The organism is Pseudodonghicola xiamenensis DSM 18339 (assembly GCF_000429365.1).
Lineage (GTDB): Bacteria > Pseudomonadota > Alphaproteobacteria > Rhodobacterales > Rhodobacteraceae > Pseudodonghicola > Pseudodonghicola xiamenensis.
This window is the reverse complement of sequence record NZ_AUBS01000044.1, coordinates 1-26,941: the sequence shown is the minus strand read 5'-3', so window position 1 is coordinate 26,941 and position 26,941 is coordinate 1. Positions and strand designations below refer to the sequence as shown.

The following is a 26,941-nucleotide window of genomic DNA, read 5'->3' as shown; positions in this document are numbered from 1 at the left end:
GGGCTGGTTGCGCCTCCCGATTTCGTCAGCAGGATCGGCGGTTTGTTCCCGATCGCGCTGTGTGGCCGTTCGTCATTGTAGTATCTCCGCCAAGCCTCCACTTTTTCGCAGGCATCCGCAAGGTTCATGAACCAATGTGTGTTCAGGCACTCCTGCCGGAACCGTCCGTTAAAGGCCTCGATGAAAGCGTTATCGGTCGGCTTACCGGGCCGTGAGAAGTCGAGGATCACGCCGCGCTGATAGGCCCAGAGGTCCATGTCGCGGGAGATGAACTCGCTACCCTGGTCGACCCGGATCGTCTTCGGATAGCCGATCCGGCGGCACACCCGATCCAGGGTGGCGACCACGTCTTCCCCGCGATAACTGAACCGAACATCCAGCACCGGCGAATAACGCGAGAACGTGTCCACGACCGTCAGGACGCGCAGCTTCTTGCCCATGGCAAGCTGGTCATGCGCATCTACCGCCTGCAGACTGAAGACGGGGAACGCGCTATCGGCCGTCTGGTCAGTCAGGAGCAGCTTCTCAATGTCTATGCGCGCTTGGGTCTCGATTGTCAGATCGAGATGACGCCGCAGGAGGTGTTCGGCGCGGTCATGGACGCGAAGACGACCCTGAGCCTCCTTGGCGGCTACCAGCTGCGCCGCTCGCTGGTCATGGGTCAGCCGAGGCTGGAATTGAACAGCGCGTCGGGCACGGCCCTGCCTGCACTGAAGGCGATGGGCTGTTTCACCGAGGTGATCCAGTGGAAGACGCGGGTGTTCATCCCGGTGGATGGCACCGAGGTGCTGGTGCGGGTTCTCGCGGAGTATCCTGTTGGCGGCAGTGCAGCGGATGCCGCAGCATGAGCGCGGGGCGCAGTATCGCGGACCTCTCGGCCGATCTGGCAGACCGGGCCGAGAGCTTCTGCCGCCAGTATTTCCCCGAGGGGCGCAAGCAGGGCAATTATTGGCAGGTTGGTGACACTTCGGGCGCAAAGGGGCAGAGCCTTGCCATCCGGCTCCAGGCCCAGGGTGGGCGCAAGGCCGGGTCCTGGACCGATTACGCGACGGGTGAATATGGCGACTTGATCGACCTGCTGCATGAACGGCTTGGGTCGATCACGCTCAAAGAGACGCTGTGGGAGGCCCGGTCTTTCCTTGGCGAGGCCCCCTGCCCGGCCGTGCCGCGAGACACCCAAACCCGTGAGCAACCAGATGCCGCCTCGAGCAAACGCATCGCGCGGACGCGCAAACTCTTTGCCGCTGGCAAGCCGGTCCTGGGCACCCTGGCCGCCACCTATCTGCAGGGGCGTGGCATCACACGGCTGGGTTCGGCCCTGCGCTATCACCCACGGGTCTTCCTGCGGCACGGCACGGACGACGCCGATCCGCCGCAAAGGGCTCCTGCCCTGCTCGCGAAGATCACCGATATTCGCGGCCAGATCACTGGATGCGCGCGGTTCTATCTAGACCCGTCCACCGGCGGTCTGGCCGGGATCGAGAGCCCGAAGCGGATCCTCGGGCAGCTTCACGGCCATGCCATCCGCTTCTGGTCCGGCACGGGCCGCTCTGATCTCATCGTCGGCGAAGGTCTCGAGAACACCCTTTCGGTGGGCACCGCTCTCCCCGAGTTCGATCTCGCCTCCTGTCTCACCGCCACCCATCTCGGGCTGTTCATCCCGCCGCCGGGGATCAAGCGTATCTGGATCGCGCGGGACAATGACGAAGCCGGACGTAACGCATGAAAGAGATTTCGTAACCAACTGGAATCTCGGGGAATTACCTGTGGTGATCTCGTGCCAAACATGGGCGATTTCAACGACGATTTGCAGGCACTTGGCAAGGATACGCTGCGCCGGTCGCTGATAGAGGCCATGAAAGCACAAGGTCTGGAGATCGAGGACGGGTGACCGCCACCATCCTCTTGGATGTCCAACAGGGCAAAGGTTCCGCGGGTTCGATCTGATCCCGTTTGGATATTGGGAGCGATGGACCGGCGGGTCGGGGCTGAGTGCCCCTCGCCCGGGCAGCAATGCGCCGCTACCCGGAAAATTCCCCTGAGCCTTCGGCTCATTCCTCGCGGGACCAATTTTCCGGCCCGCGGCGCATTCTCCGCTTCGCTCCGATCCTGACGGATGCGGCCCGGTCGCCGCCGGTCCTGGTATCGCCCCATCCAAATCGGGTCAGATCAAACAGAGGAACCAGACAATGCCCCATCAGACAGACGTCCAAGAGGAAACCGGCGTGACCTCCGCCATCCTCGACCACCTCGCACTTCACGGCGCAACGCCAGGGCCCGGCGAGACCGATCACCGCCCCCTGCCCCAGCCTGACGAGGTCGAGCTCGCCATGGCGGCGCTCTTTGACACCACCACCGGCCTCATCACCGGCAGCCAGTTGGAAGACAATCTCGAAGAGATGCTCTGGTCCCTGACCTCAATCTTCCATCGCCGGCTCACCCATATCCAGAAGCTGCTCGACGACAACGAATTCGAGGTCCGGGAAAGTCTGGCCATCCAGGACGGCTCAGAGGTCGCCTCGGTCGAACTAGAGCGCCTCCAAATGATCGGGCTCAAACTCTGGGACCATCGCGACGCTTTCGAGCAGATGCGCGATCTGGCCGTGGACCACTTTTCGGCCGCCACGGGTTCACCCTGGCTGCCCCGCACCGGATCCAAGGTCTCGCATCGCGGCCTGACTTCCGCCGTGGTGGACAGCCGGGCCTACCTCTCGGCCAAGCGACGCAAGGAGACAGAGGTACACTGCCCCGAAGGCACGCGGATCGCCTTCTCGGGCGGGGGCTATCACGCCTACGATCTGATCTGGTCCGTGCTCGACGCCACGCACGCCAAATTCCCCGACATGGTGCTGCTGCACGGCGGCACGCCGAAAGGTGCCGAGATGATCGCGGCCCGCTGGGCAGATACTCGGGGCGTCACCCAGGTAGTCTTCAAGCCCGACTGGAAGAGCCACGGCAAGGCGGCTCCCTTCAAGCGCAATGACAAGATGCTCGAGACCATGCCGCAGGGTCTGATCGCAACGCCCGGTTCGGGCATCACCGAGAACATCGTCGACAAGGCCCGCAAGCTCGGGATCCGCATCAAGAGGATCGGGGCTTAGGCCCCGGTTCTACCATGACATCAGTCAGAGCACACTGTGCGGTTCGCTCTATGAGTGCGCAGAGCTGCGCACTTCTGCGGGATTTGGTCTGTCAGACCGCCGTGAGTGTTAACACCATTTCTAACTGGCGGCTGTGGCGAGACCCTCTGAAGCCTCCTGACGCTCACGTCGTCCGGTCGTCAGCGGGATATTCGCCGAAAGGCAGCCCATGTCGGCCAGGAAACTGACCAATCCGACGATCGTCTTGAACTCGCGCAATTTGAAGACGCTACGGCTCGTGACAAGCATCTTCGCATCCTGGCCATCCTACGTCACCGCGTGCACGGCCCAGGCGCCATGCCAACTGTTGTGGCGCTTCCCGGCAGTCTGGTTGCAGATCACCTCGATGAGGTAGCCATCTGAGTGCAGATCGCGCAGGCCATCCTCGGTGACCACATTCGGTGTTGCGCCGTCCAACAGCTTATCCTCTTCACTTATGCCGACACGTATCGGGATTGGAGCGGGCCCGAGCTTCTACCCGATCTTCCGAGTCGCATGCGTCGTTTGCTCAGTTTCGCAATCCCATACGGGACATCTTCGAAGTTCGCAACGCGGCCGGGATTGAAGCCGTCGGGAACAGATGCGCGTGTCTTCGCCCTGGCATTTCATCTTCTCCTGCCTGTCAGAGCACTCTCTGCTTGAGGCCCCTAGTGACCCGACCGAGGAGCTGAATACGGGCCGGTGTCGCGTTGCGATAGGTCGTGGTGTGTATCGAAAGATCTGGCGAGCCTGTGCAAAGGACGCATCGGCGTTCCTGGCTGTCGGCAGTTCACCCAGTTTCCTTCGCGGCCGCCGCACTTCTCCCTTTGTCTGAGTTGCATGACATGCTGGTCGCAGCTGTCGTCCCGTCCAAAAGGTTGTCACCGATCTTTTTCCCCTGTCCCTGCGGGCCATTCCTCGCGAGGCAAAAAGACCGGCGCCTGCCCCTCTCCGCTGCGCTCCGCCTTCGGTGTGGCCGGGCCTTGCCCGCTGCAAGGTGACCATCATTGCAACGCAAACAAGGAGAAGAGCGATGACCACGAACTGCATCAAATTCACCAGCGCCGACATCGAAACCGCCAAGGGCGTCGGCTCCATCTCGACCCTGACCTTCGACCTCGACATCACGGTCGAACCCGTCGCAAGCGTGAACCCGATGGCCCCCACGCACCGCGTCCTCGGCCGCTCCCCGCGCGGCAAGCTGGTCGAGTGCGGCGGCATCTGGAAGAAGCAGAACAAGGAGACCGGCGCCGACTACTATACGCTGACCATCCGCGACCACGGCTTCAACGCCAACCTCGGCAAGGCCGCGAACCAGAACGATCTGTCCCTGCAGGCCGTCATCCCTTGGGGGCCGAAAGACGCTGCGTGACGTAAAGAATCGGCTGGGACAACCCAGCCGATTTCCTCTGTTTCCCTTCGCGCTGAAACGCATTCCCCACATTTTGGAGCCAGTGGTTGGTCCGCTTGGTGGAAGCAACCGATCACTGAATTGGCGCAAGGTGATGATGATGCAATCCGCTTCGGAGGAGACGGGTTCGTAGTTCCCCTAGCGCCATGAGGCTTCCAGCATCTTGCATTTTGACAGCCGTGCAGCGGTGAAAAAAGAAACAAAAACAGATAGTTGAATGTAACTGGCGCGAAGTTAAAGTTGACTACACATCCGAGCGAGTGACAGTTTCCCCAAGATATTGGGTAGCTACATTCCTCGATCGCTATACTTTGTCGAGGCATCTAGGCACGCTGGTAGATTGGGTAAGATCTAACCGCCGGGCGAAAATCGTTGTTAAGACTCAGTTTTCCGTGTAGATGACACTTTAATGAGCGAAATCGCTGAAAAAGCGATATTTAGAGGACAGGCGGATGCGAGAACGGTCTTTTGCGGCTGATACGAAGGATCAACCCTTCGACGAGATCATCCTACAGCAAGGAGAGTTGATTTCCGACCGCCTCAATATGTTGCGGCAGGAACAGTATCCTCCGGACGCCCAAAAAGGTCTACGTCAGTTTTCATTGGCCGAGGTTGCTTACTATCTCGGCGTGACGCAGTCGACCATCAAGAAGCTTCATCTCGAAGGCAAAGGTCCTGAACCTGAAACATCATCGTCCGGGAGGCGCAGCTACTCGGCCGAGCAGATGCTGGAACTGAGAGCTTATCTCGACAAGCATGGCCGCCCCGGAAAACGCCGTTATGTCCCCTATCGGCAGCCTGGTGAAGAACTGCACGTCGTGTCCGTCGTGAACTTCAAAGGAGGAAGTGGAAAGACCACTACCGCCGCCCACCTCGCGCAGCACTTGGCGTTGAAAGGGCATCGAGTTCTTGCGATCGACTTGGACCCTCAGGCCTCGCTCACAGCTTTGCATGGCATTCAGCCTGAACTCGACGACGTGCCTTCGCTCTACGAGACACTTCGCTATGATGACGAGCGTAAGCCGATCTCAGAGGTGATCCGGCCAACGAACTTTCCCAACCTTGATATCGTGCCGGCAAGTCTCGAGCTTCAAGAGTACGAATACGATACCCCGGTTGCTTTGACGAGCAGCGATCCCCACGAGGGCCGTACCTTCTTCACTCGCATATCGAAGGCGCTTAGCGAGGTTGATGACCGCTATGACGTGGTTGTGATCGATTGCCCTCCTCAACTGGGCTACCTCACGCTCACTGCTCTCACGGCTTCTTCCTCGGTCATTGTGACAGTCCATCCTCAGATGCTGGACGTCATGTCGATGAGCCAGTTTCTCCTGATGCTGGGCGGAATCATGAAGACGATCCGTGACGCTGGAGCGAACATGCGCCTGAAGTGGTTCCGTTACCTGGTAACGCGATTTGAACCAACGGACGGTCCCCAAAAGCAGATGGTTGGGTTCCTCCAGGCGATGTTCCCAAATCAGATGCTGTCGGCTCCTGTGCTGAAGTCTACGGCGATCTCCGACGCTGGGATTACGAAGCAGACGCTTTACGAAGTTGAACGGTCTCAATTCGTGCGGACTACTTATGACCGCGCAGTGACATCTTTGAATGACGTGAACGATGAAATCGCCGAACTGATCCACAAGGCTTGGGGGCGTGAATGACTAAGGTTTTGACAGCCGTGCAGAGAGCTAGTTTTGACAGCCGTGCAACTGTCGAAATGCGCGCGGCGCTTTGGTTGGATTTGGACGAAAAGGAGATGGCTTGATGGCTCGCAAAGACCTCCTGAAGAGCGTTATGGCGGGCTCGCCGGAGCAGCCCAAGGATTCCGGTCGCTCTGGATACGCAATGCGCGGTGCTTCGAAATCGATGAAGGTTTCGATTGATAGCCTTGCGGAAAACTCGAAGCGTCTCCTTGAAGGTGAAACCATTGTCGAGATCGATCCGCAATTGATCGATGTGTCATTCGTTTCGGATCGGCTTAGTGATGACGATGTTGCTTTCGACGAACTGAAAGCATCGATCGCAGCGGGTCGCCAGGACACGCCGGTACTGCTTAGACCGCATCCGGAAGCGGATGGCCGCTATATGATCGTCTTCGGGCATCGCCGTGTGCGCGTTGCATCGGCGCTCGGCCGTAAGGTTCGCGCAGTTGTAAAACCAATGGACGATGTGGCCCACATTCTTGCTCAAGGGCAGGAAAACACTGCGCGCGCAGACCTCTCTTTTATTGAGAAGGCCCTTTTTGCGAAGAGCCTCTTGGATATGGGACAAGCAAAGGACGTGATCCAGTCCGCACTTACCATCGATGGGACGTTGCTTTCACGGATGCTGTCAGTGGCGCAGAACGTCCCTAGGTACGTCATCGAACAGATTGGGCCGGCCAAGCAGATTGGGCGTGATCGCTGGGAAGACTTCAAAAAGTTGGCTTCGGAACCATCGAATGACAAGATCCTCGAGGGAGCTCTGGAGTTCGACGGGTTTCAGAACCTCGACAGTGATGCTCGCTTTGAGTTCCTGCATAGCAAGCTGGCAGAAGCGGGTAGGGTGCCGAAGCGCCGAAAAACGCGTGCCGCGCCCAAGAAACGAACCTGGACTGCCGGCAAAGGCCGCATCAAGGGAGTCATCGGTCGTTCCGGAAAGGCATTCAGCATTTCGCTTACGGCACAAGATTCAACCGAGTTCGGAGACTTTCTCTCGGGTCGGCTTGATCAGCTGTACAGCGAATTCCTCGCGACGAAAGAGGAGCAGTCAGAACAATGATCTAGGCAAAAGAAAAGCCCCCAAGCAGCGTGGCCTGAGAGCTAATCTGAAAAGTTTGGTCGCTTAGAAGATATCTCTCCCGCGAATCACTGTCAACAAGAACGCCACTTCGGCGAACGGCTTTCTTTTGCCTCCACATAACTGGAGGTGAGAAACAGGCATGAAGCATACAGGTTGGCGCAAGCCGACACCGGGTCTTGGCATTGCAGAGCAGCTTGCCCAAGCCGGTGAACAGGTAGCTGTACCCAAAACGCGGGCCTTCGTGGCCGTGAAGCGGGTCGGAGCCTACATTGGCCTCAAGGCGGGGGACATGATGCTCCTCGACACGCTCGGGGCGTTTACCCAGGCCCAGGACTGGGAGGAGGGTCAGCGCCCGATCGTCTGGGCATCGAACGCCTATCTGATAGAGCAGACGGGCTTCTCGCTTTCCGCGCTGAAACGCCATGCGCGGCGCCTGGCCGAGATCGGCGTGATCTCCTTCCAGGACAGCCCGAACGGCAAGCGTTGGGGCCGTAGGGACGCTGAGGGGCGCATCGTGGAGGCCTATGGCTTCGATCTGTCGCCGCTCGCAGCTCGCGTCGAGGAGTTCGAGGAACTGCATAGCGATTTGCAGGCCGAACGCGAGCTCTGCCAGCGCTTGAAGCGCCAGATCACCGTGGCACGCCGGATGATCCGCGCGCGGATCGAGACCGCCGTCAGCAGCGCGCTGCGCGGTCCTTGGACGCAATTCACAGGCCTCTTCGAGGAGCTTCTTGATCGGCTTCCGCGCCGTCATGAAGCCTCTGAGCAACTTGCGCGGTTGCTGACCTGGTTCAAGGAACTTCAGGAGCGCGTCGAAGCGGCCTATCTCAAGGCAACCGAGGTCGTTCAACCTGTGGAAAACGCGCCCGAAGCCAAGGAACAAGTTCCCGAGAAGACTCAAGAAATGAACCCCAGGGAGGTCATTTCTGACCCTCATATACTAATTACAAACCAACTTGATCCTGTAACTCGTAATTCCTCAGAAAATGAGGAAGTCGCGGCCGTGGTGCCCAATGCTCAGCCCGAAGATCAGGTTGACAGGGAGCTGGAAGAGTGGGTGGCTGAAGTCCGCAAGAAGCGCGCGGCACTGGATCTGCCCACAGTGATGCAGGCCTGTCCCGAATTCGCGTCCTGGGCGCGTAATATGGGCGGCTTCCTGAAGGATTGGGGCGATCTGCACCGGGTTGCCGGGCAGCTCAGGCCGATGATCGGGGTGTCCGAGCATGCGTGGAACGTGGCGCAAGACCGGCTGGGCAAACAGGTGGCGACAGCGGCGCTGGCGCTTGTCTTCGAGAAGCATTGCGCGGGCGAAGTTTCCTCGCCGGGCGGATATCTGCGCGGCATGGTCGAGAAGGCCGGGGCAGGGGAGCTGCATCTCGAGCGCAGCTTCTATGGCAGGCTCAGTGGGCAGGCGGCGTGATGGGGCAGGGGATCAGAGTCCGGCGGCCTTGGTTAGGTTCACGCGGAACCGGTCGCGCCGGCGCTGGTAGCGGCGGGTCATCTCGGCCGAGGCATGACCAAGCTGTTTTTGAACGTAGCGCTCGTCGACTTCGGCGGAGCTGGCGAGACCGGCGCGCAGCGAATGGCCGGAGAACAGCGCCAGGCGTTCCTTTTCGGGCAGCTCGGATCGGATGCCGGCGTCCAGGACCGTCCGCTTGATCAGGCGCGCAACATGCTTGTCATTCAGTCGCGTTTCAGTGGCGCGGTTGCCATCGCGCGAGGTGCCGACGAAGACCGGACCGAAGTCGATCTTCGCGAAGTGCAGCCATTGCTCCAGCGCGTGCACGGGGCAGGTCTGATCCTTGGAGCCGCGGCCGATCTCGACTTCGCGCCAACCGGTTTTGGCGTTGAGGGTCAGGAGGGCGCCTTTCTCGAAGATCTCGATCCAGCCGCCAGAATCCGGCGTGTCGTCCTTGTGGACGTCAAGGCTAACGATTTCCGAGCGGCGCAAGCCTCCTGCATATCCCACCAGCAGGATCGCCCGATCCCGCAGCCCGCGCAGATCATATGGCAGGGTGGCGACCATCGCGAGGATGTCCTCGGCCAGGATGGCCTCCTTCTGAACTGGTGGTCGCGCGTGCTTTCGCTTGATCCCGGCCAACACCGTGGCGATATGTCGGTTCTTGCGATCGAGGGAAAAGCCGCGCTGTGCGTAGTTCCAGGCGAGACCTGACAGACGGCGGTCGATGGTTGAGACGGACAGGGCAGGGGAGGGACGTGAGCCGGTCGCGAGATCCGCAAGGTAGAGGCCGATCATCTCCGGCGACGGAGGCAGCGGCTCGGTGCCCTTCAACCGGCACCAGCGCGCGAAGTGCGCCCAATCCTTCGCATAGGCCTTCAGCGTGTTGTCCGACGCTGCCGCGCGTGCATAGTCGCGAGCCGTATCGACCAGCTGATCGAGCGTGCCTGAGCCCGCGACAAAGGAAGGCAGGCTCAAGACCTCGCCGTCAGGATGATCTCTCTCGTTGTCCTCGTTGGACGAAGGCCCGATTGGCACGTCTGAGGTCGATTTCTCGGTGCTTTCTGACATGCCTCTGAGCATATCCTTTTGTGTCCGATAAGGCAAACTTATTGGACATAGTGAAGATCTGCAAGATGGGGCGGTTTGTGCGCTATTTTCTGGTAGAAAGCGCCGTGCAGGTGTAGGTTTTGGGCATGACATTTGCCCGACCGGATCACATCAGCGACCTTGGTACGCTACCCCGGATGCCCGCTTGGGTCACCTCTGCACGCGCTGAAACCCTTGAAGATGTTGCGTTTTTGTCGGGCGCCACGTTGAACCACCTGCATCTTGTGTTGCTACGCGAGGAGGTGCCCCAAGCCTTGTTACGGGATCGCTTGGCGCTGCGCGCGGCGGAGGCTTGTGTCGCGTTTTCTGGCCGACCGGAGCGGGCCGGAGAGTTGCGCGATGCGGTGCACCTGCTGAGCTCCGGCGATCTGCCCGGACCGGCCGGCGAAGCCTATCTGGCCTGGCAGCGCGCGGCGGAGCGGCCGGTGTCGATCAAGACTCTGGGTCGCGCTTTGCCGAACCTTGAGCCGGACCAGATCGCCACCTGGCTCGATGCGGGGCAGGGGGCGCCGGTGACCCGGGCCGCGATGGTGCTGGAAGCGGTGCTGCGCGAGGCCCCGCGGACAGACGTAGCTGGGCTGGTTCTCGCGGATGCGGCCCTTGCCCAAGCCCTTGGTTGGGATCATCTGGTGCCGCTGTTGGCCGCGGGTCTGAAACGCGCGGACCTGCGCAAGCAGGGCGATGACTTGCGGCTGGCCTGTCATCGCGCACTCATCTCTTCGGCGATCGACGCGATCCGGCTGGCCACCGACCTCGCACGGCGGGCGGCGCATCTGAAGGCCCTGACCCCGAAACTGCGGGCCAAGGGGGCCGCCGACGCCGTCGAGATGTTCCTGACCCGCGATGCGGTCGCGCCTTCAGCCTTGCCTTTGCCGGATCGCGCGGCACGGCGGCTGTGTGACCGTCTGGTCGTTCTGGGCGCGGTACGCGAGCTGACGGGGCGCGACACCTTCCGACTCTACGGGGTGTAGCGATGGCAAAGGATCGCTTGGAACCTGACCTGGACCGCGAATTGGCTGACCTGTCGCCAGAATTGCGCTGGCGGGAATGGATGCGCCGGATCGAGGCGGTACTGTTTGCCTCGGCCTCGCCAGTGCCGCGCGACGACCTGGCGCGCGTGGTGGGGCAGGGCGCTTCGGTCGACCTGCTGGTCGAGGACCTTGCCGCAGATCTAGAGGGGCGGTCCTTCGAGGTCGCCCAAGTCGCCAGCGGCTGGATGTTCCGGACGCGGGCCGCTTACGCGCCGGCGATCCGCGCTGCGGCGGACGTCGGGGATCAATTACTGGATCTGAACGAGTTCGACGTCGCGGTGCTGGCGGCCATCGCCTATCACCAGCCGATCACGCGCGACGGGCTCAAGGACATCTTCGGCAAAGAGATCAGCCGCGACTTGATCGGACGGCTGCATGCGCGCGAGCTGATTGGCACCGGGCCACGGTCGCCGCGACGCGGTGCGCCGTATACATTTGTGACGACCGAGCATTTCCTCGTCGCCTTTGATCTGGAGAGCCTCCGCGATCTTCCAGATCGGGAGCAGTTGGGGGATGCGGGCTTGGTTGTGGACGTGTGATGAGGCCAACAGTTATCCGTGATGACGCTCCGGTCGGGTTGGCAACTCTCCTAGACTCAGTTTCTCCTTCGCACCTCGAAATAATGGGCAAATCCTTCTTCTGTCATCGGCTCGATGCTGAATGCGTCGCGCAGTGAGTTCCACGTCCTGTGAAGAAGTTGCATGCGCCGCTCATCTGGCCAATCGCGCTCCGTTTCGTCGACCAAGAGACCGCTCTTACGGGATCTCGCGGGCACGTAGCCGGATTGCATCGGCCAGACCGCGTCCGACATGCCATCGATCCCCATGACGATCCGTCTTCGCTTCGACGCGCCCAATGCGTCAAGGCAGGCCATACCGCTTGCCAATCCTCTGATCCAATTGGAGAACAGATGCCCATAAGAGATGTGTTTCTGGCCCTTGTGCTCGGTGAACGCCACACCGTCTGACATCCACACTTCGCCGCTGTCTTCGAGGTATGCCGCAAGGTTTCGTGAACGGCAGGTTCCATCCTCTTCCCGGCCCGCGACCCAGTACGTCACGAACCCGAACGGGCACGATCCGAAATTTCCGCCGCTTCCTGCACCTGTGGGAGCCCGGAGACGCGCGCTGTCTGGCAATTGCTCCAGCGCCGTGATCGATGGACGGCCGTTGGGAAAGCCTGCGGGGATGATCCTGAGCCAAGCTCGCGATAAGTCCAAAGGCCTTACACGTGCAACTTCACCGAAGCCGTCGGAATGTGTCACGGGCCATTCCGCTTTCCATAGGCCCGGCGAATGAGGGTCGCTCTCCACGCCCAGGATGGGGTCGGCGGCGGACCTAGCGTCGCGGACCAGATCAATATTGACCCGGACGGCTTCGGCCAGTTGCTTGATGAGGCCTTCCCGAACCGCTTTCCGTTCCGCCTTTGTCGCCACCGCAGCCAAATTGTAGGTCAGTATTCGGCGGTGCCGGATATCGAAGGGTAGATTCTCAACGGTGTCACCGTTCGCCGTATTCAAGACGGCAATGATCCTTTCAAACCCTATGGCACTCATCGCGTAGCCGAGCTCGACCATGACGTTCGGATTCGGTAGTGCTTTTCCGCCAGCAGACTTAGCGATAGGCGTGACGTCGGCGACCACTACGGCGCTTCTGGATATCTTCTCCAAGATCGTCTGGCTGATGTCGGCCATTCCGGCGGTTGCTTTCGTGTCGTGATCCAGGGCCACTCGCTCGACATCTTCGACATCGAGAGTTTCACTGACTCGGTCGACAGCGATGGCTAGAGCATCTCGTATAAAATCCCGATTCAGTCTTGCGGGCAGGTCATTCTGCCATGACCAAAACACGGTGTCGGTCATCGCCAGATGCCTTCAAGTTCCTCTGCCTGCCTGTGCCGTCTTTTGGCTTCAAGTCGGTCGAGATTGGTTAGCTTCCAGCGAACGGCGGGCAGGTTGGCCGCGTCCGTGAGGCCCGAAAGATTCCAGTCAATTTCGCCTCTTTCCACACCAACGAGAAAGGCGCGGTGCTCGTCCGGCATCTGCGCAACTATTGCTTCAATAATCTCTTCACGGGTTGCGACCAGCTCTTCCAGTTCGACCAACTCCGTGGTCATGCCCAAAAAGTTCTCCTCGAAATCCGAGCGAATGTCCTTTCGGGTCGGAGCGAGAACTTCGATAGCCGGCCGGTTATGGCTCACGATGTAGGCCAAGAACGCTTGTCGCAATGACGTCGAGATTCCTTCCTTCCTCAGGAGATCCCGCACGTCGAAGAGGTCGCGGGGGTGTTGGCGATCGAGTGCGGCGACGATCTTTCCTGCGTAGAGATCGTCAAAAGAAACTACTTGGGTCTCTGCGTAGCCGAACTGGTCTTCGACCGACGGCACAACCTGCATGACTCTGGGTTCGAACACGCAACCGCGGGCTACAGGTGTCACTTCGACCTTGATCTGAGTTTCCGGTGTCCGGACGACCAGACGGTTGACGATCCCTTCATTGTGCAGTCGACTGGGAACGACCTTGGCTTGAGGCACGGCTTCCGAGATGGATTTCGATATCCGGTCTAACGCGGCGTCTATGTCGGCGAGGGATTCTTCCCGGGCTTTCACGGGTAGGTAAGTCAGGTCGATATCGACGGACAGGCGCGGCAGGTCTCGGACGAACAAGTTTATCGCAGTCCCGCCCTTCAGCGCGAACACGTTTTCTTCAGCCACTGACGGGAGGACCCGGATCAAAAGATCGACTTGCTGTCGGAACCGTTCATCAGTTGCCATCAAGACCCTCCGGCACAGTTATTTGGTATTTGGCGTCCAACTTGCCTCCTTTTGCGACCACCCGCTTGCCACTACCGATGTTGATTGCATCGAGATCGAGTCGTTTGAACCAGGCGTGATCGTTCCGCTCGGCGAACCACAGAAAGAGTCGGTTCACCTTCACGCTGCGGCAGTTTTCGAGTGACGCCTGGAGTTGCCTGGGACTGAGGTTTGAAAGTCCGGTGAACAGTTCCGCAGCGTGCTCGAAGGACTGGTGTGTCGGGATCTCGTCCAGAAATTCCAGAATGGCTCGCTCCGGACGGGAGATCACCATCGGCCAGGATCTGTCACCCCAGACATGGAGTCTCAACCCACCGTCGGGGTTATCCAATGTCTCGACATTTCCTGTCGACGAAAGTGGTGGGAGGCCTTGGATCGCCTTGGAGATCGCCTCCGACTTGAACAGCTTTTTCGCATTTCGTGTCTGGAAATCGATCTCGGGGTCGATTTCGTTGAGCCATTTGGACAGGGGGGCTTCCGTGTAGAGGTGAACCTTTCTCCGCTTTCCCATGGTTACGTAGTGACCGTAGCCTTGAAGTTCGAGTGCGCTGAGGCCCCCGACGATGACCGGAATTCGCATGAGCGATTGCAGCGAGATGATCAGGTGTTGCCATCGCGTTTCGGCACCAGGCCGCTTGTAGATCCCTCGTGTGGGCTGCTCCAACCAGCCGTTCGCGACGTATTTGCTTCGCAGTGCGCTCGAGTAACCTGCCTCGTCCAACCATCGCGAGTTGGCGACCAAACCTTCTGGAAGGAGGTACTGCAACGAGTTCAGCTTTTGTCCCCTTTGCGCACTCATGGTTGGTATTCCAGCCTCTTTGCAAACTAGAGTGGGTTTGATGTTGGTGGCAATATGTAACCCATGGTAAGTAGAAACGAAATATATTAAACCAAGATTCGAGCTATACGTATGATAGTTGCCGATAATGAAACCGCGGTTGACCTCCTGTACTACGAGGCCGTTGCCAAGACTGTTGTGAGGGTCGTCTCAGACAAATCGGATCAGCCACTCAGTGTGGGAGTTCACGGCGACTGGGGAGCGGGAAAGTCGAGCGTCCTCATGATGGTCGAGGAAGCCTTCAGGGACGATGATCGGGTTCTCTGCATTAGGTTCAACGGCTGGCTCTTTCAAGGTTTCGACGACGCGAAGACAGTTCTGATCGAGACCATAGTCGAGGATCTGGTTAAGAGCCGTTCCGGCTCGCAGAAAGTTGCCGACCAGGCCAAAAAACTGTGGCGACGGATCGACTGGATGAAGGCAGCCAAGAAGGCAGGTTCCTACGGCATGACCCTGGCGACCGGGATACCGATGCCGGAAACCGTCACCGACCTACGCAACATCGCGACTTCGGTTCTATCCGGCGGAGCGGATGCCTTCACTGCCGAGAACCTTAAGGCGTTCACGGCCAGTGCGGGGTCGTTCCTAAAAGATATGGAAGAGGACAGCACGCCGGAGCAGATGCACGCCTTCCGTGCAGAGTTCGAGAAGCTGTTGGAGGTCGCGGACATTGACCGCCTCGTCGTTCTGGTCGACGATCTGGACCGGTGCCTCCCGGGCACGGCCATTGGCACATTGGAAGCGATCCGGCTCTTCCTCTTCGTGCCTCGCGCCGCCTTCGTGATCGCGGCGGATGAGGGCATGATTGAATATTCCGTGCGCCAACATTTTCCGGATCTGCCTGCAGCGACGGGGCCGGCAACCTATGCACGCAACTACCTCGAGAAACTTATACAAGTCCCCTTCCGGCTTCCTGCGCTCGGATATGCCGAGACCCGTATCTACGTCACAATGCTTCTTGTCCTGAACGAATGTGGCGAAGACTCAGACATCTTCCGCCGCCTCGTGCCAATCGCCCGAGCAGCCTTGCAGAAGCCATGGACCGGGCCGGGACTGGACCGCGCGACACTGACAGCAACATTCGGCACTATCCCTGACCCTATCCAACGAGCGCTCGACATCGCTTACCGTATCGCGCCTATCCTAACCGACGGATCACGCGGCAACCCTCGCCAGATCAAGCGCTTCATAAACACGATGTCGCTTCGCCTCGCGATCGCGGAGGAGCGCGGTTTTGCTGACGAGTTGAACCTTGGTGTCTTGGCGAAGATCATGCTGGCCGAACGTTTCGCCCCGGAAGTCTTCGATGCGATGGCACGTGGGGCGGCGGACACGGGGCATTCCGCTGAGTTGGCCGCGCTCGAAGCCAACGCAACCCAGCCAGATGGTTCGGTCATTGCCAAGTCGGCCGAAAGCAAAGAGCCTAAAGGAAAATCGAGCCCGGTAGAGCAACTTCCTGATTGGCCCAACGTTGAATGGGCACGCCGATGGGCATCGATCGCGCCCTCTCTGACCGATGTTGATCTCAGGCCATACGTATTCGTGAGCCGCGACCGGCGCGGCGGCTATGGATCGCAGGCACAACTCGGAGAGCTGGACGAACTCCTGCAAAAATTGATGGGGCCGCCACTGCTGATCAGGCAGTTGACAACTGAGATCAAGCGCTTGAATTCTGTCGAGGCTGAACAGCTCTTTGACGCATTGCGCACGAAGGTTGCTGACGCTGATGATCTTATGGAAGAACCGGCCGGGATGCACGGCTTGGCGGCGATCTGCCAGCAACATCCCTTCTTGCAAGCCTCTCTTGTTGCATTCTTTAGGGACCTTCCCGCCGCTAAACTCGGCACCTGGGTCCTCACCGGTTGGGCCGGAGCGATTACCGAAGCTGAGGCGGCTTCAGCATACGATGCGTTGAAGGCCGATTGGGCGGGACGGGACGACAACAAAGCTTTGAGCGGTGCGGCTAAAGCGGTAGCGAAGATACCCGCCGCGAAACGTGGTGGTCGGTGATGGGGACGTCCGGCAGTTTTGGTGGTGGAAAACCGATGGTGCCATCCTGGGTCGGTGACCCTGCGCCTGAGCCCGCAGCAGCCCCGACCGACCCCGCCATCGACGGTCCGGAGGGCGTTGATGAGAATGGGCTTCCGCCTGCGCCGCCTGCGCAATACCCGCCGATCGTTCCACCTGGACCAGGTCGTGGTTTCGGGTCTGCCCGAGGGGACATGACCTCAGGGACGAGGAGCGGGAGCCCCGGAACGATCCGACGGGGTGCTGGCAAATTCGTTGCTGCCAGCGGTGGTGGCCGGGCCGCCGCGCGGCAGATGGTCAGTTCCAGAGCACTCGCAGGTGGCGTTGTCGGTCTTGCCCGTGCAATTTCTGAATCTGGGCCGGCGGAAGCTCTTCGTCGCTTCAACATCGAGGCTCTGGCTGGTGCTCCGGCCGACCAAGTTTTCGTTGCACTAACCGATGCGCTCTGTCCTCCCGGAGGCACGATCGACGAGGCTATCGCACGAGACGCCCTCCTCGAGACGATTGCCGACCTTGCCGCAAACGGGATCGGGAACTTTGACGAACTTACTCTAGACGACCTTCAGGAGATCTTTGTCGGGGTGGTCGCACGCTCGATTGAAGGAAAAATACTCAACGAAGTCGGCACGAACGCAATAAAACTGTCACCGGACACAGCATCTGTCGAACGGGCCCAACGGATGCTGCATACATTTGTGATCGGTTGCGTCAGGGACAGGTTGCAGGCCACCGGAGTCGCGGTTGCATCGCTCAATGGATCTCAGATCGACGGGTTCGTATCTGACCTCTACGCGGCCGCGTTCGACTTGATGCAGACCCTCGGGGAGGCAGAATGAGACGCTTCAGTTTGATTGCACGGTTGGGTCTCGGAGATACCGCGAAAGTCACCGTTTTACAGCCGGACTCGAGTGTCTACGACATCGATTTTCTCGACGGCGAAGGCCGCTTGAGTTTCGGTCTCGGTCAGGCACTTCAACAGTTGAACACGCTTGGAATGACAACTCCGGAGAACGCCATTGATCTGGCGCTACTCGCCGCTCTGGTCAATGCGGCGGACACACGAATGTCTAGGTCCAAGAATGCGCAGGGTGGTTGGACGCGCGAAATCGACCTGTATTTGCCTGTCGGCGAGCCGGCGCTTTGGTCGCAACAAGCGAAGCATGTCGGACGCATGTTGCGGTTTCTCACAGGAGATCGCTGGCGCGTCTTCTTTCGCGAACGTCCCGCAACAACGGTCGCCCTCGGCGTCCCGACAGACAAGCTCCCGCTCTATGGGCTAGAAACTGTTTGTCTTCTTTCCGGAGGCTTGGACAGTCTGATCGCTGCCGTGGACATCTTATCTGCAGGATCGCGCCCGCTTTTTGTGAGCCATTACTGGGACGCGGAGACATCTAAAGCTCAATCTTACCTGTTGGACCGACTCCAGTCGAAGTTTGGTGCGGAGGCTTTCAAGTCGATGCGTGTTCGTCTGGGCTTCGATAGCCGGACGCTCGCCACCGGACAGTCGGAGGAGACGCAGCGTGGCAGATCCTTCTTGTTCTACGCTCTTGCAGCTTTGGCCGCCGCATCGTTTGGCAATAGGACCACGGTCAACGTGCCAGAAAACGGGTTTATCGCGCTCAATGTGCCATTGGACGCATTGAGGTTCGGCGCACTTAGTACCCGCACGGCTCACCCCCACTTCATGGCCAGTGTTCAGGGCCTGCTCGACGCGCTAGGCCTCAAAGTCCAACTGAACAATCCCTACCGGCACCAGACCAAGGGCGAAATGGTGGGATTATGTGCGGACCTTCCATATCTGCGGAGCTTGGTCGCGTCGTCTATGTCCTGCTCGTCGCCGGCCAAAGCTCGGTATAGAGGTTTGTCACCCCGTCATTGCGGTTATTGTGTGCCCTGCCTAATCCGTCGAGCGTCTCTCAATGCGGGCCTTGGCGCCAAAGATCCGACCCTCTATACGGTCCAAGATCTATCGGCGCAGACGCTTCGGAGCGACCGTGCCGAGGGGGAACATATCAGGTCATTTAAGCTTATGGTCGAAAGGCTTCGGAGAAACCCCCGCCTCGCCGAAACTCTCGTTCATAAGCCTGGCCCTCTAATAGACGCACCAGCGGAGATTCCTGCCTTCGCTGACGTCTTCAGGCGTGGAGTTTTCGAGGTCGCAGCAATCTTAGATGACGTCACAGTGAAACCAGGAGGATAGTTTTGAGGCCGCGGTTTGTAGATTTTCACGCTCATCTGGATCTCTATCCCGATCTCGAGAACGCGATCAGAACGTGTGATGATTCAGAGGTGGCCACTCTAGCGGTCACAACGACACCGCGCGCCTTCCCGCGGAATTTGGAGCTCGCAAGAAAGAGTTCCTTCGTTCGTCCCGCCCTCGGATTACACCCTCAACTCGTGGCCGAGCGCGCGTCCGAAGTTTCAATCTTCGAAGATCTCCTGCCACAATCCCGATACATTGGCGAAGTTGGCCTAGACGCCAGCCCTCGTTTTTACCGATCTTTTGAACGGCAGAAGGAGGTATTTGAACGCGTCTTGAGGCTGTGTGACAGTGCGGGAGGCAAGGTCTTAAGTGTGCATAGTGTGCGCTCGGCCAAACATGTACTAGACATGGTCGAGGCCTTTTTGTCGCCAGATCGAGGTCGGGTGGTTTTGCATTGGTTCACAGGTAGTGCGAGTGAAGCAAGGCGCGCAGTCGACCTAGGTTGTTACTTCTCGATCAACGAACGTATGCTCTTGTCGCCAAGAACGACGAGCCTTCTCAGGGAGATCCCGCAAGCGCGATTGCTGACGGAAACTGATGGGCCGTTCGTGGAGAGAGATGGGTTACCAGTCCCTCCCGGCGACGTTGGGCCAACTTTGAGCGCCCTAGGAAAAGCGCTGTCTAAGTCGCAAGCCGAGATCGCACGTTCCGTAAGGCAGAATCTTTCCACCCTACTCGCGTGAAGGCCTGAGCGCCGAGAACCAATACCAACCGCCAAAAGTGCTAGCCTGATGTGGCCCAACGTTGATTGACAGCATCTCGCAGAGGCGTTTGGGTCTGCGTTGGTGCCCGGCGAATGTACTCAAGTGCGATTCCCTGGCCTTCTCCAGAGAGCGATTCCAAGAAACTTAGCGCGGCCTCTATCGAATATTGTTCCCCGCGAACCTCCTCGAAATTGCTTGCAAGTGCGGTCCATATTACCGCGTCAAAATCGGTTCCATCCAGCCAACCGCGAATCCTCTCTACGGCACCTGGATGCCTTTCCATCGCCCGAAAGCTTACATCGCCAGTCTGCCGATTGATGAACCCGACACCGTTTACGTGATGCATCCCTTCGCGCCCGCGTAAATCTTCCCTGGCCTGACTGAGGTCGTTGAAGCTGCTCGTGGCGACGACAGTCGAACATACTGTGCCATGTAATTCGTCAATGACCAGGGTCAGTCGCTGTATCGGTCCAGTTCTGCCCGAGATGCGGGAGAATTCTATCGGTAAGTTCGGTCCGCCCGACAAGAAATCGCTACTGATCTGGAGAGTTCGTGGGTCCCATTGGAGAGAGCCCCATGCCAATATACCAATCTTCATTCATCCTCGACTTTGGATATGGGTTCTCTTTTGTCTTCCGGTGCGGTCATTCACTTGTCTATGGGTGCACGTGTCCACCACTCGACTTGCAAGAAACGCTGCCTTTCCGTTGGTGTCGGTGCTACGTGCGGCGGCGCGACAGCTGATAATCTACACCCGTCATCCGAAACCGCCACTTCAGCATTTCCGGACTGACGAGATGTTCCTCGCAAGCGTCGCGATCCGACAGGCGCCGACGACGAATAGACAGAAGGGCCGGCCGGGGCAGCAGCAAGGCTCCGGCCAACCAGTCGGCTTCGTCTTCTTGGTCTTGATCGAAATTACCCGGAACAAGAGAGCCGTCCTCCAGGATGCAGGCTTTTGCAAGTTCGTGACCCAGGATGATGTGCGCCAGCTCGTGCATCACCACGTTGTTGCGGCGACCTTTTGAGGAGACCGGTTTATGGACGACAAGATGGGCCGCGCCCAATCTCATCGTCAGGGCGGACCACGATTGATCTGTCTCGTCGCTCAGAACCGACCTGGCGCTTTCCGATATCCCATCGACGTCATCGGTGGACCAAACGGTGACTCGAAGCTCCTCCGCCAAACGGTCGGCAGACAGCGCATCGTAATCGGACAGGCCGAACTGTTTTCGAAACTCGACCGATCGCCGCTCACATTGAGATTTGAACCCTCGTCTGAATGCCACTTAGTGTCCTCGAGCCTCTACGTCTTGTTCGAATTGTCGCGAGGCCTGGGTGATGAGTTCTGCCAGTGCGAGAGCGGTCGCTTGCGGGACGGCTTTCCTGTTCTTGAATGCGATTTGAAGGTCTCCAACGCCGGTGAACTTCGAAGGCTCCTCCCCCAACCATTCGCTGAGTTTGTTGAGCGTGCCCACGTCTGGGACATGCCCTTTTTCGATCCTCGTGAGTGTGGTCGGACTGATCCCGATCTCCTTTGCGGCAGCCCTGACCCCCATGTTTCCCCGTCGCCTTAAGACTAGTGGGGCGAGTTCGTTGATATTCATGTGCCCTCCTTAGTGTTTCGTAGACTGGTATTAGTGGTGCGAAGACTGTTTACTTGGTAAGGCTTCTGGCCTATACCAGTCTGTGAAACACTTGAATCATGCCACAGGGCCGGGGTCAATAGTTTCGAATCGAGGCGAGCTAGGAAAATAAGGAGAATTCGATGTCAAAGCGTATTCATGTGGTCCGCCAGGGGATGGTTGGGCTGCACGCCGTGAGGGCGCTACCCGGGTAGGATCCACGCACGCAACCCAGGCAGAGGCGACAGCGGCCGCACGCACCACGGCGATCCGTGAGCGAGGCGAGGTCGTCATCCATCGGCCCAATGGCCAGATCCGCGATGCCAATTCTTATGGGAACGATCCCTATCCGCCGAAAGGCTAGGCTCCAACGCGGGGCCGGAGGTCAACAACTGCCCAATCTGCTCGGGCAAGAAAATATGAGGACAGTGAAATGCAGGCTCTGGTGAACTTCTTTCCGCTCGGCAACGCCGACACCGCCCGCCTCGACCTTGCCGATGGGCGCAAGGTCCTGATCGACTTCGCCGCAATGCGTTGTGACGACGATGAGGATGACCAGCGTTGCGACTTGCCGACGACACTTCGCCGCGACATGGATAAAGCGGGCCGCGACTACTTCGATGCGGTTTGCATCACGCACACTGACACCGATCACTGTAAGGGGTTCGGTGACTTCTTCTGGCTGGATCATGCTGCGCTCTACCAAGGCAAGGGTCGCGTAAAGATCAGGGAGCTTTGGGTCCCTGCAGCGGCAATCCTTGAAGAGAACTTGAAGGATGATGCGCGGTTGGTCCGTGCGGAGGCACGGTACCGTTTGCGTCAGGGCAAGGGTATTCGCGTGTTCTCTCGCCCCGAACGGCTGAAGGCCTGGATGGAGGCGGAAGGGATCGACTTTGAAAGCCGCAAGCACTTGATTGTGGATGCTGGCAAACTGGTGCCTGGGTACACACTGAATGGACCAGAGAAGGTAGAGTTTTTTGTGCACTGTCCGTTCGGCTGGCGACAGGATGAAAACACTGTCGTTGATCGCAACGAGGATTCAATCGTCATGCAGGCCACCTTTGTTGAGGGCGGCCGGAAGACGAGACTGCTTCTCGCCTCAGACGTCAATTACGAGACGCTGGCTGCGATCGTCAAGGTCAGCCGGAAGCACGGCAATGAGGACAGGCTCGCTTGGGATCTGATGAAGCTGCCGCACCATTGCTCCTACAAGTCGCTCGGGCCGGAGCGTGGCTCGAACGAGACTGTCCCTGACCCCGACGTCAAGTGGCTGTTCGAGGATCAGCGCCAACCCGGCAGCGACATCATCTCTCCGTCCTGGCCGATCCCCGTCAAAGGGTCGAAGGCCGACGACGACGTCCAGCCCCCGCACCGGCAGGCTGCAAACTATCACCGTCGGATCACTGTGGCGCACGACGGCGAATTCATCGTGACGATGGAGCACCCGTCGAAGAGTGACCCCAAGCCCTTCGCATACAAGATCACGGCATTTGGTTTCGCCCTTGCGCTTGCTGCGCCGATGGTTGCTGGAACCGCCGCGGCGGCGTCGCCCAGGGCTGGTTAATGGACGTCAAAGCCTGGCTCACGGAATCCTTCGACGAAGTGATCGAGGTCGATGACCTCACCTCTTCGGCAGCGGCATCGTTTGCACGGTTCGTCGACCGGCATGCCGCCGAACTCGCTGCCGTCGTCGCACTACGCAGGGGAGGGGCCGGTGAGCTTGTAGAACTCACCTTCAGGACCGGCAGGCCGCAGCAGAGCGTCGTGCCAATCCGGCGCACAGAACGAATTGGCGTTCGCTTCGCTGGCGGCGATTCGATGCCATTCGTCTACGTGTTGCGGAGCGATTTTCCCGACACTGCCCACCAAAACCTCACTGCCGAAGGATCACCCCGCGCGATCTGTATCGATGACCGAAGTTGGGCGGAAGCGCGCCTCACATGGACACCGGCCGAGCTTGTCCAGCGTATCCTTGCCTGGTTTCGGCGAGCTGCCGAGGGCGCCTTGCATGACGCCCGGCAGCCGGTCGACCCGCTCATGTTCGGGACCGGCTACAACATCATCATGTCCCGTGCGTTGATCGATAACGTCAACACACAGGATCTCGTCGCTGTCCCTGACGACACGGGCACGCTGATGCGCGTGATCCCGCTTTCCCAGCTGCAGGGGCGCACACTGGCTTTGCCTTTGACGGTGGCAGCGTACCGAGTGCCTCCGGCGCAGATGGTGCGGCTTTCGTTCGCGCCAGGTAATCTTGGCAGCCTTGCCGACTTGCTCGCAGCACGTGGGATTGATCTATTTGCCGACCTGCGTACGCGCCTCGCCGAATGGCTGAACGACGCGCGCACCAATGCGGCGCGGATCAATTCCTGCCTGGCAGTGGTCGTCGAGATGCCGATTATCTCACCAGACGGAATACAACAGGGCACAGATTTTCGGGCCTTCGTCACTGCTGAGAAGGTTGGTGACATCGCGGTCGCGCTCGGAATTGCTCACAAGGTCGAAAGCAAGGATCAGGGCGGAGCCGCCGGCTTCGTTACCGCTTTGACCGCCGGAGCTGTGGATGAAGCTGCGCTGATAGCGATGGCCGTGCTGCCGGTCGAAGTCCACGCAACCTTTGACCGAGACCTTGCGACCCGGCTTGCGGGCCGCGCCATCCCGGATGCACGCAAGGCCGTGATCGTCGGAGGGGGCGCGATCGGTGCCCATGTCGCCCCTTGTCTTACCCGGGAGGGGCGTTTCCGCTGGACCGTGATAGACGATGACGTCCTGCTTCCACACAACCTTGCTCGCCATGTCGGCTTCGGCGGCGACGTCACCAGGCGCAAATCTGAATTGCTCGCCGGGGCGTTGGCGAGCATTCTTGACGATGAAGACTCTGTGGCTACAGCGATAACCGCCCAGGTTGGGGTTGAAGGGCAGCAAAATGACGACGTTAATGCTGCGCTCGATGGCGCCGACATTATCGTGGATGCATCCGCTTCTTTGCTGGCGGAGCGATTCCTCTCTGACCATTATTCCAAGGCTCGGCGGTTCAGCATCTTTTTTAGCCCGGCTGGGGATGCCGCCGTTCTGCTGGCCGAACCGATAGATCGCAGCGTCACGCTACGCGATCTGGAAGCGCAGTATCTGAGACATGTCGTCCGGGAGGAGGCTCTCTCGGGTCATTTGGAAACCCCGGTGCGGACATTCGCCTATACCGGCGCTTGCCGTGCCATCACAAACCTGATCCCGGAGTCGCGTGTCATGGCCCTAAGTGGGCTCGTTGCGGAAGGTCTGGGGCGGGCCGCCGACGCTGATGAAGGGATCATCCGGATCTGGTCGCTTGGTACGGAGGGTCAAGTCAGGAGCTTCTCTTATCCAGCGGAGGATGTGCGTCGCTTCGATGTTGACGGCTGGCAGGTCTCACTCGATGCCGGACTCCGCTCACGCATCACGGCAATGCGCCATGAATGCCTGCCGAACGAGACGGGAGGTATCCTGCTCGGAGTCGTCGACATTCCTGCTCGGAAAATACACCTTGCCGATGCTGCCAAAGCGCCTGCTGACAGCATCGGATCGCCAACCGGCTTCGTTCGCGGCACCGATGGCGTCCAACAGTTGATCGACCGATCTATGGCGGAGACACAGGGACAGCTGCGCTACGTCGGTGAGTGGCATTCACATCCGCCACTGGTCGGGGTTATGCCGAGCGTTACCGACCTGTCCCAGATCAATTGGCTCGCCACAATATTTGACATGGATACCTTGCCCGGCCTGATGTTGATTGCTGGGGAGGCCGAACTCGCTGTCGTGTTTATGCGCCATAGCGAAGCTTCTTCTCCACTAGCCGAAAGGTCGGTTCGATGAGTAAGCCCGTCATCGGCCTCTCGCTCTCAGGCGGTGGATCCCGTGCCATCGCCTTCCACCTAGGCTGTTTGCGCGCCTTGCATGATCTCGGAATTCTTGACGAAGTTCGGGTCATATCCACCGTATCAGGGGGAAGCGTCATTGGCGCACTTTATGCGGCTAATGACGAACCGTTCCCGGTCTTCGAGACGAAGGTGCGTTCGTTGCTTTCCTCCGGCTTGGTGCGTCCGGCCTTGCGCAAGGTGTTCACGACCACCGAAGGCCTGCGTGCGATCTACTGTGCTACCCTTCTTGGGGTGATCAACCTCGCAATCTTGGCGATCGCGACCGGACCGCGCCTCCTTTCGCTGATACTGCCACCGACCGCACGTACACGCTGGAGCTTCGACAAGTTACGCGCACCGCTGCCGCGTTTCGCGAGCAGGACGACGATCCTACGTAGGGTTTTGGACGAAGATGTCTTTCACGGACTTAAGTTGCGGGAATTGCCCGCGACGCGCCCACTTCTGATTATCAACGCTGCAGATTTGCGCACAGGTTCGGCGTTCTATTTTTCGCGAGAGAAGTCCGGATCGTGGCGTCTTGGGGAACTTGCCGGTTCACAGACGACTCTTGCGCACGCAGTCATGGCCTCCGCGGCATATCCGCTATTTCTGCCGGCGCTTGATGAACGTCTCGCTTTCAACAAACCTGACGGATCGCGGCGAGAGGAGCACGTCACCCTGACCGACGGTGGGGCTTACGACAACTTGGGCCTGGCGCCGCTTTGGCCTGATCGGGACTCCTCGGTGAGCCTGAATGTTTCTGGCGTGGACACGTTCATCTGCTGCCGCGCGGGTTACGGTTTGCGATTTGATCCGCCCAGCCAATTTTTCATGGCGCGGCTTACAAGCACGTTCAATTGCATCTTTGATAGGGCTCAGAACGCGGCAGTGAAGCGTCTGTTCGATTTAAAGTCCTCTGGACAGATCAAGGGGTTTGCCATGCCCTTCCTTGGGCAGGATGACTCCCGCCTCGCCTTTCCGCCATCGGCTCTTGTATCACGAGAAGACGCACATGGATATCCTACCGACTTCTCTGCGATGCCAGACGAGTGGATCGAGAAACTCAGCAAGCGTGGCGAACAGTTGACATACGCTTTGATTGCCGAGCACATGCCCGATCTAGTGCGAGAATTGCAGCAGAGCTAATGCTGTTTCTAGAATGGTTTCGATAGTTGCCCCTTGTCGGTCATGACCATTTTTGCAAATCGCCTACCTGCCGGTCTTTATGAGCGGGTAAGGCGCTGTAGAACCGCGAGACCAATCTTTGTGTAGGTTTGAAGACAAACCTGGAGCCAAACCGGCTTCCAGTCGCTGAAGGCGTTAGGCCTATAAAATGGTGCGGACAGCGGGGCTCGAACCCGCACGCTCGATTGAGCAGGAGATTTTAAGTCTCCGGTGTCTACCATGCCACCATGTCCGCGTGGTGCCTCGGGCAGGATTCGAACCTGCGACCTAACCGTTATGAGCGGTCAGCTCTAACCGCTGAGCTACCGAGGCACGTGGGGATCACTAAATGAGCGAATTCGGTGTCTTGCTCAAGAGATATGCGCAGAAGTTGGTGACGCCTGATCAGGCGGCGATTTGAACGTGGCGGAGGCCGTCGCGGAACTCAACCCCTTGGATGATTTCGGGCAGGCGGTTCCGGCCGTCGAGTTTGCGCCATTTTGCCTGCGCTGACATCATCAGCTTGAATGCCATGGCCAGTCCGGTCTTGCGGCTGAGGCAGCCCTTGGTGCGTTTCGTGCGATGCCGGACGGTGGCAAAGGTGCTTTCGATCGGGTTTGACGTGCGGATGTGCTTCCAGTGTTCGGCCGGGTAGTCGTAGAAGGTCAGCAGCGCGTCCCGGTCCTTGACCAGCTTGGCCA

25 protein-coding genes, 2 tRNA genes and 2 pseudogenes are annotated in these 26,941 nt (G+C 59.2%); 17 read left to right on the top strand and 12 right to left on the bottom strand.

All coding sequences use genetic code 11. The features are described from left to right. A pseudogene (locus G455_RS24855) lies at positions 1 to 455 on the bottom strand (integrase core domain-containing protein); the annotation flags it as partial. On the opposite strand from G455_RS24855, the gene G455_RS0120195 reads away from it, so the two are divergent. The 3 genes from G455_RS0120195 (at position 453) to G455_RS0120185 (ending at position 3,101) form a co-directional block, all read left to right on the top strand. Further along, on the top strand, positions 453 to 848 hold the full coding sequence (locus G455_RS0120195) for a hypothetical protein (RefSeq protein WP_028095338.1): 396 nt from the start codon (positions 453 to 455) through the stop codon (positions 846 to 848). The pseudogene G455_RS24855 and the gene G455_RS0120195 overlap by 3 nt on opposite strands. Continuing rightward, positions 845 to 1,726 (top strand): DUF7146 domain-containing protein, encoded by an 882-nt coding sequence (locus G455_RS24850; protein WP_229861749.1) that lies wholly within the window; start codon positions 845 to 847, stop codon positions 1,724 to 1,726. The genes G455_RS0120195 and G455_RS24850 overlap by 4 nt, the downstream gene beginning before the upstream one ends. A gap of 463 nt (positions 1,727 to 2,189) precedes the next feature. Beyond that, positions 2,190 to 3,101 (top strand): DUF2493 domain-containing protein, encoded by a 912-nt coding sequence (locus tag G455_RS0120185; RefSeq protein ID WP_028095337.1) that lies wholly within the window; start codon positions 2,190 to 2,192, stop codon positions 3,099 to 3,101. A 120-nt stretch (positions 3,102 to 3,221) separates the two neighbouring features. On the opposite strand, the gene G455_RS27035 is transcribed toward G455_RS0120185, so the two are convergent. Beyond that, positions 3,222 to 3,389 (bottom strand): hypothetical protein, encoded by a 168-nt coding sequence (locus G455_RS27035; RefSeq protein WP_229861748.1) that lies wholly within the window; start codon positions 3,387 to 3,389, stop codon positions 3,222 to 3,224. An 18-nt stretch (positions 3,390 to 3,407) separates the two neighbouring features. Further along, entirely contained in the window at positions 3,408 to 3,557 is a 150-nt protein-coding gene (locus tag G455_RS27030) for a hypothetical protein (RefSeq protein WP_229861747.1), read from the bottom strand. 595 nt (positions 3,558 to 4,152) lie between these two features. Here G455_RS27030 and G455_RS0120175 point away from each other — a divergent pair. The 4 genes from G455_RS0120175 to repC all read left to right on the top strand — a co-directional run bounded on the left by G455_RS0120175 (position 4,153) and on the right by repC (position 8,734). Beyond that, positions 4,153 to 4,491: a DUF736 domain-containing protein gene (locus tag G455_RS0120175; protein ID WP_028095336.1), complete on the top strand. Its 339-nt coding sequence runs from the start codon at positions 4,153 to 4,155 to the stop codon at positions 4,489 to 4,491. Between the two features lie 491 nt (positions 4,492 to 4,982). Next, on the top strand, positions 4,983 to 6,194 hold the full coding sequence (gene repA / locus G455_RS0120170; RefSeq protein WP_009574268.1) for a plasmid partitioning protein RepA: 1,212 nt from the start codon (positions 4,983 to 4,985) through the stop codon (positions 6,192 to 6,194). Positions 6,195 to 6,297: 103 nt separating this feature from the next. Further along, positions 6,298 to 7,293 carry a plasmid partitioning protein RepB gene (gene repB, locus G455_RS0120160; RefSeq protein ID WP_028095335.1) on the top strand — a complete coding sequence of 332 codons (996 nt, stop codon included), beginning with the start codon at positions 6,298 to 6,300 and terminating at the stop codon, positions 7,291 to 7,293. Positions 7,294 to 7,453: 160 nt separating this feature from the next. Further along, a complete protein-coding gene (repC, locus tag G455_RS0120155; RefSeq protein WP_028095334.1) occupies positions 7,454 to 8,734 on the top strand; it encodes a plasmid replication protein RepC in 1,281 nt (426 codons plus the stop codon). A gap of 12 nt (positions 8,735 to 8,746) precedes the next feature. Here the strand turns inward: repC and G455_RS0120150 are convergent, their stop codons facing one another. Further along, positions 8,747 to 9,844, bottom strand: a complete 1,098-nt coding sequence (locus G455_RS0120150) for a tyrosine-type recombinase/integrase (RefSeq protein WP_035367105.1) — start codon at positions 9,842 to 9,844, stop codon at positions 8,747 to 8,749. Between the two features lie 125 nt (positions 9,845 to 9,969). Here G455_RS0120150 and G455_RS0120145 point away from each other — a divergent pair, with 125 nt between their 5' ends. Together G455_RS0120145 and scpB are read left to right on the top strand one after the other, a co-directional pair. Continuing rightward, positions 9,970 to 10,854 carry a DUF1403 family protein gene (locus G455_RS0120145; RefSeq protein ID WP_028095332.1) on the top strand — a complete coding sequence of 295 codons (885 nt, stop codon included), beginning with the start codon at positions 9,970 to 9,972 and terminating at the stop codon, positions 10,852 to 10,854. A 2-nt stretch (positions 10,855 to 10,856) separates the two neighbouring features. Continuing rightward, positions 10,857 to 11,453, top strand: coding sequence for an SMC-Scp complex subunit ScpB (gene scpB / locus G455_RS0120140; RefSeq protein WP_028095331.1), 597 nt, complete (start codon positions 10,857 to 10,859; stop codon positions 11,451 to 11,453). 56 nt (positions 11,454 to 11,509) lie between these two features. Here the strand turns inward: scpB and G455_RS25780 are convergent, their stop codons facing one another. The 3 genes from G455_RS25780 to G455_RS0120125 are packed head-to-tail and all read right to left on the bottom strand — an operon-like array spanning position 11,510 to position 14,524. After that, entirely contained in the window at positions 11,510 to 12,775 is a 1,266-nt protein-coding gene (locus tag G455_RS25780; protein WP_051312657.1) for a hypothetical protein, read from the bottom strand. Then, positions 12,772 to 13,686: a nucleotidyl transferase AbiEii/AbiGii toxin family protein gene (locus G455_RS0120130; protein ID WP_028095330.1), complete on the bottom strand. Its 915-nt coding sequence runs from the start codon at positions 13,684 to 13,686 to the stop codon at positions 12,772 to 12,774. The genes G455_RS25780 and G455_RS0120130 overlap by 4 nt, the downstream gene beginning before the upstream one ends. Next, on the bottom strand, positions 13,676 to 14,524 hold the full coding sequence (locus G455_RS0120125; RefSeq protein WP_028095329.1) for a type IV toxin-antitoxin system AbiEi family antitoxin: 849 nt from the start codon (positions 14,522 to 14,524) through the stop codon (positions 13,676 to 13,678). The genes G455_RS0120130 and G455_RS0120125 overlap by 11 nt, the downstream gene beginning before the upstream one ends. 111 nt (positions 14,525 to 14,635) lie before the next feature. Here G455_RS0120125 and qatA point away from each other — a divergent pair, with 111 nt between their 5' ends. The 4 genes from qatA (at position 14,636) to qatD (ending at position 19,537) form a co-directional block, all read left to right on the top strand. Next, positions 14,636 to 16,573, top strand: a complete 1,938-nt coding sequence (qatA, locus tag G455_RS0120120) for a Qat anti-phage system ATPase QatA (RefSeq protein ID WP_028095328.1) — start codon at positions 14,636 to 14,638, stop codon at positions 16,571 to 16,573. Positions 16,574 to 16,785: 212 nt separating this feature from the next. Beyond that, complete coding sequence (gene qatB / locus G455_RS25775) at positions 16,786 to 17,427, top strand: Qat anti-phage system associated protein QatB (RefSeq protein WP_308434070.1); 642 nt, start codon at positions 16,786 to 16,788, stop codon at positions 17,425 to 17,427. Further along, the gene (qatC, locus tag G455_RS0120110) at positions 17,424 to 18,791 is read left to right on the top strand and encodes a Qat anti-phage system QueC-like protein QatC (protein WP_028095326.1); all 1,368 of its coding nucleotides are present in this window, start codon (positions 17,424 to 17,426) and stop codon (positions 18,789 to 18,791) included. The genes qatB and qatC overlap by 4 nt, the downstream gene beginning before the upstream one ends. A 2-nt stretch (positions 18,792 to 18,793) precedes the next feature. After that, the gene (gene qatD, locus G455_RS26170; protein ID WP_084437152.1) at positions 18,794 to 19,537 is read left to right on the top strand and encodes a Qat anti-phage system TatD family nuclease QatD; all 744 of its coding nucleotides are present in this window, start codon (positions 18,794 to 18,796) and stop codon (positions 19,535 to 19,537) included. 740 nt (positions 19,538 to 20,277) lie between these two features. Here qatD and G455_RS25770 read toward each other — a convergent pair. Both G455_RS25770 and G455_RS0120100 read right to left on the bottom strand, forming a co-directional pair. Next, complete coding sequence (locus G455_RS25770; protein WP_028095325.1) at positions 20,278 to 20,847, bottom strand: ImmA/IrrE family metallo-endopeptidase; 570 nt, start codon at positions 20,845 to 20,847, stop codon at positions 20,278 to 20,280. After that, positions 20,848 to 21,165 carry a helix-turn-helix domain-containing protein gene (locus tag G455_RS0120100; protein WP_035367104.1) on the bottom strand — a complete coding sequence of 106 codons (318 nt, stop codon included), beginning with the start codon at positions 21,163 to 21,165 and terminating at the stop codon, positions 20,848 to 20,850. Between the two features lie 244 nt (positions 21,166 to 21,409). Here G455_RS0120100 and G455_RS27025 point away from each other — a divergent pair. From G455_RS27025 to G455_RS0120085, 4 genes and pseudogenes are all read left to right on the top strand, one after another. Then, positions 21,410 to 21,547: pseudogene (locus tag G455_RS27025) on the top strand (DUF2188 domain-containing protein); the annotation flags it as partial. Between the two features lie 69 nt (positions 21,548 to 21,616). Next, entirely contained in the window at positions 21,617 to 22,747 is a 1,131-nt protein-coding gene (locus G455_RS0120095; protein WP_028095323.1) for a ComEC/Rec2 family competence protein, read from the top strand. Next, positions 22,747 to 25,032: a ThiF family adenylyltransferase gene (locus G455_RS0120090; RefSeq protein WP_028095322.1), complete on the top strand. Its 2,286-nt coding sequence runs from the start codon at positions 22,747 to 22,749 to the stop codon at positions 25,030 to 25,032. Before G455_RS0120095 ends, G455_RS0120090 begins: the two co-directional genes overlap by 1 nt. Then, entirely contained in the window at positions 25,029 to 26,222 is a 1,194-nt protein-coding gene (locus G455_RS0120085; RefSeq protein ID WP_028095321.1) for a patatin-like phospholipase family protein, read from the top strand. The genes G455_RS0120090 and G455_RS0120085 overlap by 4 nt, the downstream gene beginning before the upstream one ends. Before the next feature lie 188 nt (positions 26,223 to 26,410). On the opposite strand, the gene G455_RS0120080 is transcribed toward G455_RS0120085, so the two are convergent. The 3 genes from G455_RS0120080 to G455_RS24830 form a co-directional block, all read right to left on the bottom strand. Next, positions 26,411 to 26,496 (bottom strand) — tRNA-Leu (locus G455_RS0120080). Position 26,497: 1 nt separating this feature from the next. Next, a tRNA-Ile gene (locus G455_RS0120075) sits at positions 26,498 to 26,573 on the bottom strand. A gap of 72 nt (positions 26,574 to 26,645) precedes the next feature. Then, the coding region (locus G455_RS24830) for a transposase (RefSeq protein WP_035367103.1) at positions 26,646 to 26,941 on the bottom strand (296 nt) is incomplete at its 5' end.

Excerpts from the sequence above, each read along its gene's own strand:
- G455_RS0120085 (WP_028095321.1), top strand. The coding sequence starts at position 25,029 with ATGAGTAAGCCCGTCATCGGCCTCTCGCTCTCAGGCGGTGGATCCCGT.
- G455_RS0120195 (WP_028095338.1), top strand. The coding sequence starts at position 453 with ATGCGCATCTACCGCCTGCAGACTGAAGACGGGGAACGCGCTATCGGC.
- repC (WP_028095334.1), top strand. The coding sequence starts at position 7,454 with ATGAAGCATACAGGTTGGCGCAAGCCGACACCGGGTCTTGGCATTGCA.
- G455_RS0120185 (WP_028095337.1), top strand. The coding sequence starts at position 2,190 with ATGCCCCATCAGACAGACGTCCAAGAGGAAACCGGCGTGACCTCCGCC.
- qatA (WP_028095328.1), top strand. The coding sequence starts at position 14,636 with ATGATAGTTGCCGATAATGAAACCGCGGTTGACCTCCTGTACTACGAG.
- G455_RS0120090 (WP_028095322.1), top strand. The coding sequence starts at position 22,747 with ATGGACGTCAAAGCCTGGCTCACGGAATCCTTCGACGAAGTGATCGAG.
- G455_RS0120095 (WP_028095323.1), top strand. The coding sequence starts at position 21,617 with ATGCAGGCTCTGGTGAACTTCTTTCCGCTCGGCAACGCCGACACCGCC.
- repA (WP_009574268.1), top strand. The coding sequence starts at position 4,983 with ATGCGAGAACGGTCTTTTGCGGCTGATACGAAGGATCAACCCTTCGAC.
- G455_RS0120150 (WP_035367105.1), bottom strand. The coding sequence starts at position 9,844 with ATGTCAGAAAGCACCGAGAAATCGACCTCAGACGTGCCAATCGGGCCT.
- G455_RS0120130 (WP_028095330.1), bottom strand. The coding sequence starts at position 13,686 with ATGGCAACTGATGAACGGTTCCGACAGCAAGTCGATCTTTTGATCCGG.
- G455_RS24850 (WP_229861749.1), top strand. The coding sequence starts at position 845 with ATGAGCGCGGGGCGCAGTATCGCGGACCTCTCGGCCGATCTGGCAGAC.
- G455_RS0120100 (WP_035367104.1), bottom strand. The coding sequence starts at position 21,165 with ATGAATATCAACGAACTCGCCCCACTAGTCTTAAGGCGACGGGGAAAC.
- repB (WP_028095335.1), top strand. The coding sequence starts at position 6,298 with ATGGCTCGCAAAGACCTCCTGAAGAGCGTTATGGCGGGCTCGCCGGAG.
- qatB (WP_308434070.1), top strand. The coding sequence starts at position 16,786 with ATGACCTCAGGGACGAGGAGCGGGAGCCCCGGAACGATCCGACGGGGT.
- G455_RS27035 (WP_229861748.1), bottom strand. The coding sequence starts at position 3,389 with ATGCTTGTCACGAGCCGTAGCGTCTTCAAATTGCGCGAGTTCAAGACG.
- scpB (WP_028095331.1), top strand. The coding sequence starts at position 10,857 with ATGGCAAAGGATCGCTTGGAACCTGACCTGGACCGCGAATTGGCTGAC.
- G455_RS25780 (WP_051312657.1), bottom strand. The coding sequence starts at position 12,775 with ATGACCGACACCGTGTTTTGGTCATGGCAGAATGACCTGCCCGCAAGA.
- qatC (WP_028095326.1), top strand. The coding sequence starts at position 17,424 with ATGAGACGCTTCAGTTTGATTGCACGGTTGGGTCTCGGAGATACCGCG.
- G455_RS0120175 (WP_028095336.1), top strand. The coding sequence starts at position 4,153 with ATGACCACGAACTGCATCAAATTCACCAGCGCCGACATCGAAACCGCC.
- G455_RS0120145 (WP_028095332.1), top strand. The coding sequence starts at position 9,970 with ATGACATTTGCCCGACCGGATCACATCAGCGACCTTGGTACGCTACCC.
- G455_RS0120125 (WP_028095329.1), bottom strand. The coding sequence starts at position 14,524 with ATGAGTGCGCAAAGGGGACAAAAGCTGAACTCGTTGCAGTACCTCCTT.